Origin of the sequence: Staphylococcus kloosii, assembly GCF_003019255.1 — a bacterium.
Lineage (GTDB): Bacteria > Bacillota > Bacilli > Staphylococcales > Staphylococcaceae > Staphylococcus > Staphylococcus kloosii.
The window spans coordinates 75,415-91,532 of sequence record NZ_CP027846.1; the positions used below are offsets into that span (position 1 = coordinate 75,415).

The following is a 16,118-nucleotide window of genomic DNA, read 5'->3' on the forward strand; positions in this document are numbered from 1 at the left end:
ATAATTAAATTAATTGATTCTTTAATTAGTTACTTGTTCGTCACGAACTAAATCTGCTGCTAAATCTTCCCAAAAGTCATGTAACTCTGATTGGCTATGTGTAAAGTCAGCACTGTCTTGTCCTACGAAATCAACGTGGTCCCAACCATGTTTAACTGGTGTTACTTGCCATACGCCTTTTTGAACTTCATCAGTAGCGTCTGTGTAATCTTGATTAAATGGATGTTGTGAAGATATTACAGAGACTAAACCATCGTTGACACGCCAATCTTTATCTTTAGTTTTACCAATGACATTACCCGTAATAGAGAATGGTAAGAATAAGTTTAAATCTCCTCTTTGTCTATCAAATAATGATGTATGTGTAGCTTCTCCAGTATATGTTTTATATACAATATTAGGATTTAACGATGTATTACGGTTTAATTCTGTAGCACCTTCAGTAGTTAAATCATAGAAACCATTGTCTTTAGTAGTCCAAACTTTACTTGTTTCTTTAACTCTTTTTACGTAATCGTTAAATGATTCGTTTGGTCGTTGTTTTAGACCCCATTGATCCAAGCCAAAGTTAACGTTTGTAACTTTATTGCTTCTTAAATTAACAAAATCATACACGATTTGACGAACTAACGTTTCATTTCCTAATTCATCTGCTGCAGGAGTACCATTATGAGGTGTGCCCAATGTAGTGATTGAAGACACCATGTTATCCTGTCCACCTTGGAATAGAGGTGAAATAGTACCACCATGTTCTTTTTGATAATCAATTTCTTCTTGGTTACCATTGCGTAGTAATTCTTCCAATTGTCTTACAGTTTGACCACCCATACTGTGACCAACTAAATGAACTTTTTGACCTGGTTGCCAATCTTTATACACACCTTCATATGTCTTACCATAACGCTCGTGGCCATATTTGGCTGCATGTGCTGCACCATAGTCTACTTGTCCACCTTTAATATAATAATAAAGTTCTACTGCTCTATCATAATTACTACTTAAGGCACCAATACTTGCTTCGTATGCTTTATAGCCATTCTTTTCAAGATCTTGTGTGATATCTAATTTGTCGCCACCCCAATAATGAGATAGAACTACAGGACTTTTGTCATCTGTGAAACCATTAAAACCATGTACTAAAATGATTGGATCTTGGTTTTTGTATTGTCCTTGCTTAGCACTTTTACCAGGTTGATCAGATACGCTTTGAGACTCTTTTTGCGTTTCTTTATTATTAGTTGTAGCTACTGCATTATTTTTTAAGGATTTAATTCCTTCTGTAGGTGATTTGCCGTCCTTATCTTTTTCAATATCTTTATCACCTAATTTTGCAACGTCATTGTAAGAGGCACTATCCTCTTTCGTACTACTTTGTTCGCCATTTTGACTTTCTTCAGCGCTCGTAACTTTATTTTGGTCTGATTGCTCTTGTGGCTCTACTTGGCTGTTATCTGTAGTATTTTTATTAGCTTCAGTTTGTTCATTTGATTCATTTTTTGAGTCCTCTTTTAATTGAGAAGATTCTTTTTCTGAGTCATTTTTAGCGCTTTGATTATTTGCTTCAGATTTGTCCTCAGATGAAACATCAGCATTTTGTGCTTTAGAGCTATTTTCCGTAGCTGCTTGTTCTGTATCTTTATTAGCTTGATCATCTTGTTTATCTTCACTTTGTGTCTGTTCATCAGATTTTTGCTCACTCGCTTTTTGATCTGAATCGTCATCTTTATTTTGCGCTGTTGTATTTTGTTGTGATGCTTTTCCTTCATCATTATCTTTAGTTGCTTCAGATGCTTGTTGTTCAGTTACAGTAGTATCTTTTGTATTTGCTTGTTGTTCTTGAGTTTTATCTGTTTGAGATTGGCTTTGATCAGCTTTATTCTCTGTTTGGGCGTCTTTATCTTGTTCTTGTTGCTTTTGATTATCATTATTTTGTTCATTTTGTGTTTCTTTACTTTGTTGTTCAGATTGAGCTGCTTCATCATTTTTAGTATTTGTATCATCACTTGCTTTATCTTTATCAGCGTTAAGATTTTGATTATCATCTTTAGTTGCTGTAGTTTGAGTTTGATTTTGAGTTGAAGTTGCATTTGACTCATCTTTCGAACTATCACTTGCTTGTTCGTTCTGTTGATCTTCACTAGCCTTAGTTTCCTGTTGACCTTGGTCAACTTTCTCTTGCTCTTTTTGACCCTTATCAACTATTCCAGAGTTATTACTCTGTTGTGATTGATCATTTTCCTCTGCATGTGTAGTCCCTGCACCTATAAAAAATAATGATGCAATAACGATCGATGATACACCTACACTAAATTTTCTAATACTAAACTTTTGTCTATTTTCACGCATATTGGACACCTCTTCTAATATTTTTCGATACTATAAACAACCTAATTAACTTACCAGAATTTTCCAAAAACTTATCTCAATAGCTTATCTTTGATTTCTTTCACATTCCTCCTTAAGATTCTAGTATTACTCAAAAACTTAAAATCTTATCAAGTATGTAATTACAAAAGCTGTATAGATTAAAGCGCTTATTTGTTAACGCTTACAAGTGTGCGTAAAAAAAACTAAGTGTTAAATAAACTTTCTTGAGTAAAATATATTAAAACTTTACTATATGTTTTTGTTATGGTCAATGGTTAAGTACAATATAATTACACTAAATTTAATTAAAACAAAGAAAAAGCTTTGCAAATTACCTTTGCAAAGCTAAATAGATAGTTTATATTGTTAAAAAAATTGTGCAATAAAAATGATGATAATAATTATAGGTAATACAAATTTTATTAATAAATACCAAGGTAAAAAGAATTTAAATCTATCATTACCAAAGAATTGTTTTAAGACATCGACTTTTAATAAGTATCCAACTACTAAAGTCGTTCCTAATGCACCTAATGGCATTAAAATATTTGAAACAAGAAAATCCATATTATCAAATATTGTTCCTGCTCCAAAGTGTATAAAACTTAAGCTGCTAAATGACAACGTCGCTGGAATACTAAGCAAGAATACTAATATGCTTGCTACTATGGCTACTTTTTTACGCTTTGTATTATCATTTTTAGTGAAATTTGAAACATTAAGTTCAAGCAATGATATTGATGATGTCAATGCTGCAAATAAGAATAATATTAAAAATATAAAATAAATAAACGTACCAAAAGACATTTGTTCAAAAACACTTGGCAACACTTTGAATAACAAACCTGGCCCTTCAGTTGGCTTATATCCAAATGCAGAGATGGCAGGGAAAATAGCTAATCCCGCTAAAACTGATACAAAAATGTTCATTATAACGATTGATATAGCAGACGTTTTTATCGTCATTTCTTTCGAGGCGTAACTTGCGTAAGTAATCATTCCTGTTGTACCTAAAGATAACGTAAAGAATGATTGACCTAATGCAAACAATATACCTTTAATAGATATGTCTTCTAATCGAGGCTGTAATATATAGCGCACGCCCGACATTGCACCATGTAAAGAAAGTGATTTAATAACGATAACAATTAAACAAATAAACAATAAAGGCATCATAAATTTAGACGCTTTCTCAAGTCCCTGCTCAACACCTAACATTACAATAATCATCGTTAATAGAATAAATACACCTTGCCCAAGAATAGTGAGCCATGGATTAGCAATGATGTGATCAAAATTTATTTTATTCAAGCTAGCACTATTAAAACTAATTAATTGTATGAGCACTCTAAAAAGATAGATTATAATCCATCCACCAATGACACTATAAAAAGCAAATAAAATAAATACAGCTAAATTACCATTCCATCCAATAATATTTAGCCATTTACGTGCTGTTAACTTTTCATATATTTTAGTTGTATAAGTTCTCCCCATTTTACCAACTGTAAATTCCATAATTAATAGAGGTAACCCTACGAGTAGCGTAAATATTAAAAACATCAGTAAAAAGGCGCCGCCACCATATACGCCCGCCATGTATGGAAATTTCCACATTGCACCTAGTCCTATAGCAGAACCTGCACTGGCTAAAATAAACCCAGTCGATGTTTTCCATTGCGATTGATTTTTCATAATCGTCATCCTTCTAACTTTATTGCGTTAAAGCGTTCAATTAGCGCAGAAAATAATATACCATGTCTCGTAATGGAACTCAATAGAAACAAATTAATTCAAACAAAAAAACCTAGTTCTTAATTAAGAACTAGGTTTATTAAATTACGCACATCTTTTTATATTCTCAAGATAATTATTAATAGTCAAATTTTTATTTTTTCTTAATAGCATGCAATGAAAATTTGTGTAATTTTTGTTACAAATATTTAGTTTTATTACAAAATATATAATTATTCATTTATTACCTGATTAATTATTGAATATACTTCATCTTTAAATTTATTCTTACTTTCTTCTAAATCTCCAAAGCGTTCTATAAAAGTACATCTTAAATACCAACTTTCTAAAAACATCATAATCATATTATGAAATTCTTCAAAATCAATTGAATAATAGTTTTGCTGGTAAAACTTAATTATTTCTTCATCAATTATTTTGTGAATACTTTTAATTTTATTATAAATTTCATCACTAAATTGTTGCGGTATAAAAGCCAATTGAACATACATTCTTATATAACGATCATCGACATCGAATATAAATTTAAATAAAAATTGATATAACGCACTATTTGAATACGTGTTCTGACGCATATTATTAACGATAAAATCATGTAAATAATTTATACATTTATGTGCACTCTCGGTAAAGATTTGATCTTTACTTTTAAAATGATGATATAAACTTGCCTTTTTCAAGTTAACTTGATTTGCAATATCACCTAAAGTCGTACCATAGTAGCCTTTTTTAGCAAATAGAGTTATTGAATGATCTATAATTTTGTTTTTCAAAACAGTAGCACCTCTTTTATGTTTTGAACAATTTTTATTACAAGATATTAAATTTAAGTGACAATTGTTGCTGTTTAAGTATAGCAATTTTAAGTTGCAAAAATAAACAGTTTCAACTAATATTGATTTCCGGAACTACCGAACGGAAGGTTGGTTGTGTAAATGAAATATTTTAATTTTTTATTATTCTATCCAATTTTTATGTCGATTTATTGGATAGTCGGTTCCTTGATTTACTATTTGGGTAAAGAATTTGGCCACGCGAAAAAAATAACGCATTATGACGATGAATTAGGAATCTCGTTCTTAATTGCTTGTTATAACGAAGGTGAAACAATTAAAAACACACTTCATAATGTCTTGTCTTTAAAATATAAGAATAAAGAGATTATTGTAATTAATGACGGAAGTTCGGATAATACCGCAGACATTATACGTGAAATGTTAAAAGATCATGATTTTAAATTTGTAGACTTGTTAAATAACAGAGGTAAGGCAAATGCACTAAATGCTGGCGTTACACATGCCAAATATGATTATGTAATGTGTTTAGATGCTGATGCCATCGTAGATCAAGATGCACCCTATTGGATGATCCATAATTTTAAAAACAATCCAAATTTAGGTGCAGTAACTGGTAACCCAAGAATACGAAATAAGAGTTCAATTTTAGGTAAAATTCAAACAATCGAATACGCAAGCATTATTGGGTGTATCAAACGTAGCCAATCACTATGTGGAGCTATAAACACTGTTTCTGGTGTATTTACGCTTTTCAATAAACGCGCATTAGAAAAAGTCGGTTATTGGGATACTGATATGATCACTGAAGATATAGCTGTTTCATGGAAATTACATCTACACAATTTTCAAATTAAATATGAACCGAATGCATTTTGTTGGATGTTAGTGCCGGAAATGTTAGGCAGTCTGTGGAAACAGAGAGTGCGTTGGGCTCAAGGTGGACATGAAGTTATATTGAGAGACTTTCTAGCAACAATGAAATCAAAACGCTTCGCACTTATATTTTTAATGATTGAACAATTATGCTCAATCGTTTGGGTATATTTAGTCCTTATATACATTGCCTTTATCATACTGTCGGCTAATTTCTTAGATTACTATTTCTTTGAATACAGCTTTTCAATATTCTTATTGTCAGCTTTTACTATGACTTTTATAAACATTATTCAATTTACAGTTGCTTTAGCTATAGACAGTCGTTATGAAAAGAAAAACATCTTTGGGTTAATCTTCTTAAGTTGGTATCCAGTCATGTATTGGCTTATTAACGCCGCTGTAGTTATCTTTGCATTACCAAACGCAATTAAACGGAAAAAAGGAGGATACGCGACATGGTCAAGCCCAGACAGAGGCAATATCCAACAGTAAAATCTACGCTCAACCTATTTCGTGAAAGTGTCCTAGTATTGATTTCGTTAATTTTTTGGGTCTATTGTTTAACAGTCATCGTTGTATATTTGGGGACACTTTTCAAATTAAATATTGAGTCCGTAGAATTAGTTAGAGTTGTGCTAAATATTGAAGGTAGCGAAATCATTAATTTACTTATTGCTATGGGGTTTTTTACAATCTTTATTTTTCTATTATTTATCGTACGAATGATTATTAACAAAAAGGCAGAGAGCAATAAATGAAGACAATTAAACTAATTGTGTCTTTTTTACTCGTCGTTGTATTCACATTAGCTGCTTATTCCCATAGCAATGTAGCTCATGCAAAAAAGAAATTAGAATACAGTGACAATAGTCTGCTAGCTTTAAATTATCATAGAGTGAGAAATGAAAGTCTATATAATAACTTTCTATTAATGTTTTCAAACAGTAAAGAATTGAAAAATTACAGTGTTTCTTCAAAACAACTAGATTCACAAATAAAATGGTTGAAGCAACATCACGCTCGATTTTTAACACTAAATGAAGTTATGAAATATAAGAAAAAAGGTAAGTTTCCAAAGCGTAGTGTATGGATAAATTTCGATGATATGGATCAGAGTATATATGATAATGCTTATCCTATTTTAAAAAAACATAAAGTTCCGAGTACTGGTTTTGTTATCACACAACACGTTGGTTCAAAAGATTTTCATAATTTAAATTTAGTCGATATTAATGAACTTAAAGAGATGAAAAATTCAGGTTTATGGGATTTTGCTTCCCATTCAAATAATCTTCATGATTTACAAAAACATGATAATCCAAAATTTTTAACAGCATCTCATAAGCAACTTACAGCAGATATCAAAGACAGTAATCAATATCTTCATCAAACATTCAACATTAACAATAAAGCGATTGCTTACCCTTATGGTCAGATGGATCGTTCAAGTATACCAGCTGTTAAGCAAGCAGGCATAAAATACGGTTTCACCTTAGAAGAAGAACCTATTAGACCAGATACTAATAATTATTTATTACCAAGAATACTCGTCAATCAAGATTCATTTAATAAATTAATAAAACGTTGGGATGGTTTTCATGATAAAGAAAAATAAGATCGAACTTGTTTATCTCAGAACTTTTACATGTATGATTATAATTGTCACCCATCTTTTAACGCAGTTAACATTAGAACATGAACACCTCGATGAAAAATCATTACAATTTCTCTATTATTTACGTAATTTCATTATTTTTGGAACGCCCGGTTTTATAATGTTGTCTCAATTACTAACGACGCTCAATTATAAACAAGTAAACATTCAATACCTTATTAAGCGATTTAAATATATATTTATACCCTATTTAATTATGGGAACATTTTATAGTTACAGTGAAGCGTTATATACAGACTCTTCTTTTAAGCACCAATTTTTAGAAAATGTAGTATTAGGACAATGGTACGGGTATTTTATTTTAATAATAATGCAATTTTTCATCTTAAGTTATATCATTTATAAAATTAACCATAAGTTGTTTAATAGTAAGATTTTATTAATCGTATCATTTATAGTACAACAAACATTTTTATACTTTTTTAATTCACATGAACAATTTCATGACATATTTTTGCATTACTATCCATTAAGCGAAAACACATTTATTCTTGGCTGGATATTTTACTTTTTCGTAGGAGGATTTATAGGATATCATTACCAAACAGTATTATCCTTTTTACAAAATTATATTGTCATTGTAATAACACTAGCTGCTATAGCATATATAGTTTTTATAACTGCCTATCCACACGATTACTGGAACGTCACAAGCTTTACAGATACTTTAACTGTATTTAATGTACTTATGTTTTTATTATTATTAGGCGTGTGCATTCATTTCAATGAACTTATGTACAATAGCGTTGCCATAGTAAGTGCATTTTCATTCTTTATTTACTTGTTACATCCAATCATTTTGGATTCATTATTTAAATATACAAGTATTTTCGAGCGTCATACAGTAATCTTTTTAGCGATATCATTACTACTCGTATTAGGTATATGTATCGGCGTAGGCACACTTTTAAAAGAATTTAAGATTTTTAGATTTGTTATGGGTAAACAACCTTACAATTATTATATGAACGTAACAAGAACAAACAACGCTATTGATAAAAATGAACGCTCAGCTTAATATTATTAAGCTTATACAGCATTAAAGACATTACTTTTGAGTAATGTCTTTTTTATATGAGTTGAAATCATTGTTATCAGAAAATTCTTTGTACTCTGCACAATACTATGGTATGCTATATTCGTTTTTTGGAAATTTCTTTTTCTAAAACTTTAATTATAAAAATAGTTGGAGATATCACAATGAATAAAATAATTATCATCTCAGGTTTAATGCTTTTTTCATTCTTTTTTGGAGCGGGAAATTTAATATTTCCACCTATGCTAGGCTATACTGCGCAACACAACATGTGGTTAGCAATGGGTGGGTTTGCTATAACTGGTATTTTAATGCCTTATATAACAGTCATTGTAGTAGCTTACATGAATGGCGGCGTTGAATGTGTAGGTCGTAAAGTACACCCAATATTCGGCCTAATTTTTGCAATATGTATTTATTTATCGATTGGTGCTTTATATGGAATACCTAGGGCTGCAAACGTAGCTTATGAAATTGGCACACAAAATATTTTGCCTGTTCATAATCACTATACATTAATCATTTTTTCTTTATTATTTTTCTTAATAGTATATTTAGTAGCGTTATATCCTAATCGTATAGTTGATAATTTAGGAAAATACTTGACGCCTATCCTTATCATTATGATTTTAGTTTTATGCATACTCGTATTTATTCATCCAGAGGGTTCAATTGGAAGTCCTCGTGGAGAATATACAAACGCACCTGTCGTTAGTGGAATATTAAAAGGATACTTCACTATGGATTTAGTTGCAGCTTTAGCATTTTCAGTAGTCATTGTGCAAACTTTTAAGCTAAATGGCATAACAGATCGCAAAAAACTCATACCTGCAGTTGCAAAATCTGGATTTATTTCTGCAATTTTATTAGCCTTAATTTATTTTTCATTAGCATATTTAGGCGCAACGACTTCTCATAGTGGATTTAAAAATGGTACCGATATATTAACATATAATACACTGCGCGTTTTTGGGGCATATGGTAATTTGGTATTCGGCATAATTGTAATCCTTGCATGTCTAACTACATGTATTGGATTAGTAAATGCTTGCGCAGCTTTTGCTGTACAAAAACTCACAAAAATATCTTATAAAATTTTTGTTCTAGCCTTTACACTTTTAGGCTTTTTAGTCTCTACTTTAGGTTTGGACTTAATTTTAAAGATTGCAGTTCCATTGTTAACGTTTATATATCCCACTTCAATAGTGTTGGTTCTAATATCATTTATAAGTATATTTATAAGATATGATTTGAAATTCACCTTTGTTATTCCAACTATAGTAGCTTTAATTATTTCAATTTTACAAATTATGTCGGATTACAATTTTAGTAAATATGCTAAAGTTATATATAACGTTTTACCATTATCTAATTATCAATTGGCTTGGCTTATTCCGTGTATTATATTAACTTTATTAGGTATAATTATAGATTACTTTCTTAAGAATAAAGCTCAAGAAGCTTTGTCTGAAAATCATCTAAGCTAATTATTGCCATGTCATATAAAGCTATTCCCTAACTAAATAAATGAGGTGATTAAATATGAGTATATTTAATGATTATTTAAAAAGTATCGAAGATAATTCTCATAGAAATAAATTAGAATCACTATTTAATTGGATACATAAAAAATATCCAAACCTTGAAACAACAATAAAGTGGAATCAACCAATGTTCATTTATAACGGTACATTTATAATAGGTTTTAGTAGTGCGAAGCAACATTTTTCGATAACTCCAGAAGCGACAGCAATGGAAGAATTTAATGTTCAGATTAGAGATGCAGGTTATAGTCAAACTAAAAATTTATATCGCATACTTTGGTCACAAGCAATAGACTATGATCTACTAGAAAAAATCATAGATTTTAAAATTTCAGAAAAACAAAATTATAAGACTTTTTGGGTTAAATAATTAAAAATTTGCTGTTAATAATTTATTCTATTAGTTATCATAAACGCAAATAGAGTCTGGGACACAAAGTTCCCAGACTCTATTTTCAAATTGGCGGTAGTTGACTGAATTGAAAACGCGCTTGCATAAAGCTTTTACAACTATAGTCGTCCTTGCCAGAACGGGTTACAAAACCTTCTTATACAAATAAGATAGTTGTCCGTCCTCCTTTTAATTTTAATCTTGCTGTTTCTTACGTCTAGATACTAATGTAAGAGTATCTAATAAAGAAAGTGTTGCGCCTAATATTGGAGCATTAATCGAATCATTCGCTCCTGTGTTAGGTAATTTTTTGCTATTAGTAGATTTCTGTTTTATCATCTGTTTAGCACTTTTAACTTGTTTAGCTTTTGTAACAGCACTCGTTTGTTTGGAAGATTTAACTGCTTTACTATCTGAACTAGATACTTTAACATTACTTGATTGCATGTTGTTCTTTGCATTAGAATTATTCATTGCTTTTTGAACTGTTCCAGTACTAGATGAATTGTTCATACCATTTTTACTATTTGAGGAGTCACCATTCATTAATTGTTTTCCTGATAAATTATTAGCTTTTGATATTGATTTATCATTCATTTTAGGTGATTGATTGTCTCGCATTTCACCTGCTTTATTTTTAATATCTTTCGATGAATTATTATTTGATTTCATGTCCGTCATTTTAGATGAACCGTTATCTAATTTTTTGTCATCATGTTTTGGCTGCTGAGAACCCATATTATTACCATTTTGAGGAATATTTAAACCTGGTTTATTTATATTTCCATTATTTAAATTATCATCTTTCTTAGGACCCATTTGATCATTAGGTTTTGATTGTTGTGAATTATTACCTTTTGGTTTCTGATTTTGTCTGTCTAAGTCTGCAATTACTCCATCCCACTCTGGTCCTAGTTTCGTTAAGTCAATAGTTTCTTCCGTTCTTTCTGGAACTTTGTCTTCCTCAAGTTGACGCACTACGTCATCCCATTCTTCACCTAAATCTGTAAGATCGATTGTTTCTTCTGTTCTTTCTGGCACTTTGTCTTCCTCAAGTTGACGTACTACATCATCCCATTCTGGACCTAAGTCTGTTAAGTCTATTGTTTCTTCCGTTCTTTCTGGAACTTTATCTTCTTCGAGTTGACGCACTACGTCATCCCATTCTGCACCTAAATCTATAAGATCGATTGTTTCTTCTGTTCTTTCTGGTACCTTATCTTCCTCAAGTTGACGCACTACGTCATCCCATTCTGGGCCTAAGTCTGTTAAATCGATTGTTTCTTCATTAGTTTTTGGTGCTGCTTTTTGTGCTTCTAGATCTTTAACGACACCGTCCCACTCTTGACCTAGTTTCGTTAAGTCTATCGTTTCTTCCGTTCTTTCTGGAACTTTATCTTCTTCTAATTGGCGCACTACGTCATCCCATTCTGAGCCTAAATCTGTAAGATCGATTGTTTCTTCTGTTCTTTCAGGTATCTTATCTTCTTCGAGTTGTCGAACCACATCATCCCATTCTGGGCCTAAATTTGTTAAATCGATTGTCTCTTCTTGAGATTGTGGTGCTGCTTTTTGTGATTCTAGATCTTTAACGACACCGTCCCACTCAGAGCCTAACTTAGTTAAATCAATCGTTTCTTCCGTTCTTTCAGGTACCTTATCTTCCTCAAGTTGACGTACTACATCGTCCCATTCTGGGCCTAAATTTGTTAAATCGATTGTCTCTTCTTGAGATTGTGGTGCTGCTTTTTGTACTTCTAAATCTTTAACGACGCCATCCCATTCAGTTCCTAACTTAGTTAAGTCTATTGTTTCTTCTGTTCTTTCAGGTACTTTACCTTCTTCGAGTTGTCGGACTACATCATCCCATTCTGCACCTAAGTTTGTTAAATCAATCGTTTCTTCCGTTCTTTCAGGCACTTTGTTTTCCTCAAGTTGACGCACTACGTCATCCCACTCTGGGCCTAAGTTTGTTAAGTCAATTGTCTCTCCTTGAGATTGAGGCGCTGCTTTTTGTGCTTCTAAATCTTTAACAACACCGTCCCACTCTTGACCTAGCTTAGTTAAGTCTATTGTTTCTTCTGTTCTTTCTGGCACTTTACCTTCTTCGAGTTGTCGGACTACATCGTCCCATCTCGCTTCTAAATTTGTTAAATCAATTGTTTCTTCCGTTCTTTCTGGAACTTTGTCTTCCTCAAGTTGATGTACTACATCATCCCATTCTGGGCCTAAATCTGTAAGATCGATTGTTTCTTCATTAGTTTCTGTTGCTGCTTTTTGTGCTTCTAAATCTTTAACGATACCGTCCCACTCGGTTCCTAACTTAGTTAAATCAATCGTTTCTTCCGTTCTTTCAGGCACTTTGTCTTCTTCTAATTGACGAACCACGTCATCCCATTTTGCATCTAAATTTGTTAAGTCTACTGTCTCCTCAGTTCTCTCCGGTACCTTATCTTCTTCTAACTGTCGTGTGACGTCATCCCACTCTGGGCCTAAGTTTGTTAAGTCAATTGTCTCTCCTTGAGATTGAGGCGCTGCTTTTTGTGCTTCTAAATCTTTAACGACACCGTCCCATTCAGTTCCTAACTTAGTTAAATCAATCGTTTCTTCCGTTCTTTCAGGCACTTTACCTTCTTCGAGTTGTCGGACTACATCGTCCCATCTCGCTTCTAGATTTGTTAAATCAATTGTTTCTTCTGTTCTTTCAGGCACTTTATCTTCTTCGAGTTGACGCACTACATCATCCCATTCTGCACCTAAGTTTGTTAAATCGATTGTCTCTCCTTGAGATTGTGGTGCTGGTTTTTGTGCTTCTAAATCTTTAACGACGCCATCCCATTCAGTTCCTAACTTAGTTAAATCAATTGTTTCTTCCGTTCTTTCTGGCACTTTGTCTTCTTCTAATTGACGAACCACATCATCCCATTTTGCTTCTAGATTTGTTAGGTCCACCGTTTCTTCTGCTATTTCAGGTACTTTATCTTCTTCTAGCTGACGGACCACATCGTCCCATCTCGCCTCTAGATTTGTTAAATCTACTGTCTCCTCAATTCTTTCCGGTACCTTATCTTCTTCTAGTTGTCGAACTACGTCATCCCATTTTGCTTCTAGATTCGTTAAGTCCACTGTTTCTTCTGCTACTTCTGGCACCTTATCTTCTTCTAGTTGTCGAACTACATCATCCCACTCTGGTCCTAAGTTTGTTAAATTCACCGTCTCTTCTGCTACTTCTGGCACCTTATCTTCTTCTAGTTGTCGAACTACGTCATCCCATTTTGCTTCTAGATTCGTTAAGTCTACCGTCTCTTCTGTTACTTCTGGCACCTTATCTTCTTCAAATTGGCGAACTACGTCATCCCACTCTGGTCCTAGCTTTGTTAAATCTACTGTTTCTTCTTCAAATGCCACATTCTGATTTGAATTATTAGTTGCATCTGACACTGCTCCGTTTGATGCTTGTGCTCCCACAGCTCCTTGAACTGGCGCAGAGAATGCCGCTAAATTCCCATTACTACTTGAGGCATTATTATTAGCTGGTGAACCTGCTGCTGAAGGTGGCGTTTGGTTATTTGGTGACACACTATTATTTGATGCAACTGAGTTATTATTTTGTGGATTTGAATTTGCTACAGAATCGCTTTTTGGACGTGCTGGTAAAATCCAATTTGCTAAACTTGGGTCTAATGCTCCATTACTACTACCATAAGGAGAACCAAATGGTGAAGGTGGTTTAGGAGCTGATGGTGCTGATGGTGCTGATGGCACAGTTGGAGAATTATTATTCTGCTGTGTTGTTGCATTATTGTTGCTTTGCTGTGGTGGAGTGTTTTGGAATCCACTTAAAGATGGTACTTGTGTCCCGTCTGATAAAGTTACAGTTCCATATTGATCTACATTAGTTACATTTTTACCTAGTGCACCTGCAACTGCTGATCCCAATTGATTACCCTGGGTAGTTGAAGGATTATTTTGTGGTTGTATTGATGGTAATAACCAACTTGACAAGTCTAAATGTCTCCCAGCCAAATTACCTCCAAATGGTGAATTAAAACTAATAGGTGCACCAAATGGATTATTATTTCTAACTGGTTGAATAACTGGCTGGTTACCTTGTGAACCTGTAAAACCACCTAAAGATGGCACTTGTGTCCCATCTGATAAAGTCACTGTTCCATATTGATCTACACTTACTGCATCTTTGCCTAATACGTTCCCCACACTAGATTTCAATTGATCTTCAGGTGAAAGCGAACCGTTTTGATTACTTGATTGTCCCTGAACGTTAGCTGGAATGGATTGATTATTTGTCGAACTACTATTAGCAGATCGTGAAGGCAAACTGAGCGAGTTTGAACGTCCAGAATCCAGTGATGTCGTATTGATTGGGTTTAATGCACCAAAATAATTGGCTCCTGTGTTACGACCATAATAGTTATATTGTGGTCCATTAGCGCTACCAGCATTCAAAGAATTCGTGAGTACCGGATTTAAAGTCGAGTAATAATTGTGACCCGCTGCACCATTTGTTGAGTTGAATTGTCTATTTTCTACTTCAGCAGCTTTAGTCGTATCATTGTATAGTCCAAATATAAATATTGAAGAAACAAGTGCTGAAATAACGCCTACTTTATACTTTCTTAATGAATAATTTTTTTGATTTTTTTTACTTAGATCATTAAAATATCGCTTCATAGTGGCATCTAAATCTCCTCTCTATGCTAAAAAATTATTTTCTTAAGTTATTATATTCCTATGATTTTCATTTAGAAGGAGAATTCGGAAAGTAGTAAAATGTAGCACTAAAATAAGTAAAAAATAGCAGGAAATTTTGTTGGTACCATAAAAAAAGCATAGTGGATATTCACTATGCTTGTCATCATTTAATTCTCTTTAATTAAACTGTGTTAAAAAAGCTAATGTGTCTTCTTCAACCGCTTCTTTACCTTTCCCTTGCGTCATCAAATGATGACATAAATCATAACCTTTAATTGATTTTTTAGAATGCTCAATTTGATTATAAATATAATTGGCACTTTTCTCGTATGAAAGTTCATCTTCTTTACCATACTTAATCGCAATAGGAACGTCTATATGTTTAACATTAGACATAATATCGTCAACCATACGCTTAAACTCATATAACCCCGCTTCATATTGAGGAATCAATGCAATTTGTCGATTAATCTCATCTTCATCTAAACCAAGTAGTTGCCCCATTCGTGAACCATAGTTTTTAAGCCGCATTTCTAGACTTGCATCGCCCTTTTTATATGGTGTAGACATAACGACGACTGAATGCACTTCTTGTTCTTCAGCAAGTTTTAAAGATAATAATCCGCCAAGAGATACTCCTAGCACCGTGATTTTTTTATAACCTTCTTCTTTCAATTGCTGGTAACCAGCCAATGCATCTTGCCACCAATCTTGTATGGTATACTGCATTAACTCTGAAATCATTAGACCATGTCCTCGATATGCCGGCACTAAACACGTATATCCTGCCTTATTTAGCTTAGTAGCTAATAATTTAACGTCTCTAACCGTTCCAGTAAATGAATGTAATAATAATACTGCGTGTTGCGCATTTTCATTTTCTAAATAAATTGGATTAGGTTCTTTTACTTTAATCATTTCTATTTGTCACTCCAAGTTATTAATTATAAAACTTACTATTTAT

The 16,118-nt window shown here is 32.7% G+C and carries 11 protein-coding genes; 6 read left to right on the forward strand and 5 right to left on the reverse strand.

Features of this window, described 5'->3' with window-relative positions; all coding sequences use genetic code 11:
• Positions 1-21: 21 nt before the first annotated feature.
• From lip to C7J89_RS00395, 3 genes are all read right to left on the reverse strand, one after another.
• Positions 22-2,346, reverse strand: coding sequence for a YSIRK-targeted triacylglycerol lipase (lip, locus tag C7J89_RS00385; RefSeq protein ID WP_103295730.1), 2,325 nt, complete (start codon positions 2,344-2,346; stop codon positions 22-24).
• A 387-nt stretch (positions 2,347-2,733) separates the two neighbouring features.
• Positions 2,734-4,065 (reverse strand): sodium-dependent transporter, encoded by a 1,332-nt coding sequence (locus tag C7J89_RS00390; RefSeq protein ID WP_172459024.1) that lies wholly within the window; start codon positions 4,063-4,065, stop codon positions 2,734-2,736.
• Between the two features lie 269 nt (positions 4,066-4,334).
• On the reverse strand, positions 4,335-4,895 hold the full coding sequence (locus C7J89_RS00395) for a TetR family transcriptional regulator (RefSeq protein WP_061853425.1): 561 nt from the start codon (positions 4,893-4,895) through the stop codon (positions 4,335-4,337).
• A gap of 162 nt (positions 4,896-5,057) precedes the next feature.
• Here C7J89_RS00395 and icaA point away from each other — a divergent pair, with 162 nt between their 5' ends.
• From icaA to C7J89_RS00425, 6 genes are all read left to right on the forward strand, one after another.
• Entirely contained in the window at positions 5,058-6,287 is a 1,230-nt protein-coding gene (gene icaA / locus C7J89_RS00400) for a poly-beta-1,6 N-acetyl-D-glucosamine synthase IcaA (protein WP_103294817.1), read from the forward strand.
• Positions 6,251-6,553 (forward strand): intracellular adhesion protein IcaD, encoded by a 303-nt coding sequence (gene icaD, locus C7J89_RS00405; RefSeq protein ID WP_061853426.1) that lies wholly within the window; start codon positions 6,251-6,253, stop codon positions 6,551-6,553. Before icaA ends, icaD begins: the two co-directional genes overlap by 37 nt.
• The gene (icaB, locus tag C7J89_RS00410; RefSeq protein ID WP_103294818.1) at positions 6,550-7,410 is read left to right on the forward strand and encodes an intercellular adhesin biosynthesis polysaccharide N-deacetylase; all 861 of its coding nucleotides are present in this window, start codon (positions 6,550-6,552) and stop codon (positions 7,408-7,410) included. Before icaD ends, icaB begins: the two co-directional genes overlap by 4 nt.
• Entirely contained in the window at positions 7,397-8,488 is a 1,092-nt protein-coding gene (gene icaC, locus C7J89_RS00415; protein WP_103294877.1) for a polysaccharide intercellular adhesin biosynthesis/export protein IcaC, read from the forward strand. The genes icaB and icaC overlap by 14 nt, the downstream gene beginning before the upstream one ends.
• A gap of 182 nt (positions 8,489-8,670) precedes the next feature.
• Entirely contained in the window at positions 8,671-9,993 is a 1,323-nt protein-coding gene (brnQ, locus tag C7J89_RS00420; RefSeq protein WP_103294819.1) for a branched-chain amino acid transport system II carrier protein, read from the forward strand.
• A gap of 55 nt (positions 9,994-10,048) precedes the next feature.
• Positions 10,049-10,420, forward strand: a complete 372-nt coding sequence (locus tag C7J89_RS00425; protein WP_103294820.1) for an iron chaperone — start codon at positions 10,049-10,051, stop codon at positions 10,418-10,420.
• A 216-nt stretch (positions 10,421-10,636) separates the two neighbouring features.
• Here the strand turns inward: C7J89_RS00425 and C7J89_RS00430 are convergent, their stop codons facing one another.
• A complete protein-coding gene (locus C7J89_RS00430) occupies positions 10,637-15,133 on the reverse strand; it encodes a YSIRK-type signal peptide-containing protein (protein ID WP_103294878.1) in 4,497 nt (1,498 codons plus the stop codon).
• Between the two features lie 198 nt (positions 15,134-15,331).
• Positions 15,332-16,072 carry an alpha/beta hydrolase gene (locus C7J89_RS00435; protein WP_103294821.1) on the reverse strand — a complete coding sequence of 247 codons (741 nt, stop codon included), beginning with the start codon at positions 16,070-16,072 and terminating at the stop codon, positions 15,332-15,334.
• Positions 16,073-16,118 lie beyond the last annotated feature (46 nt).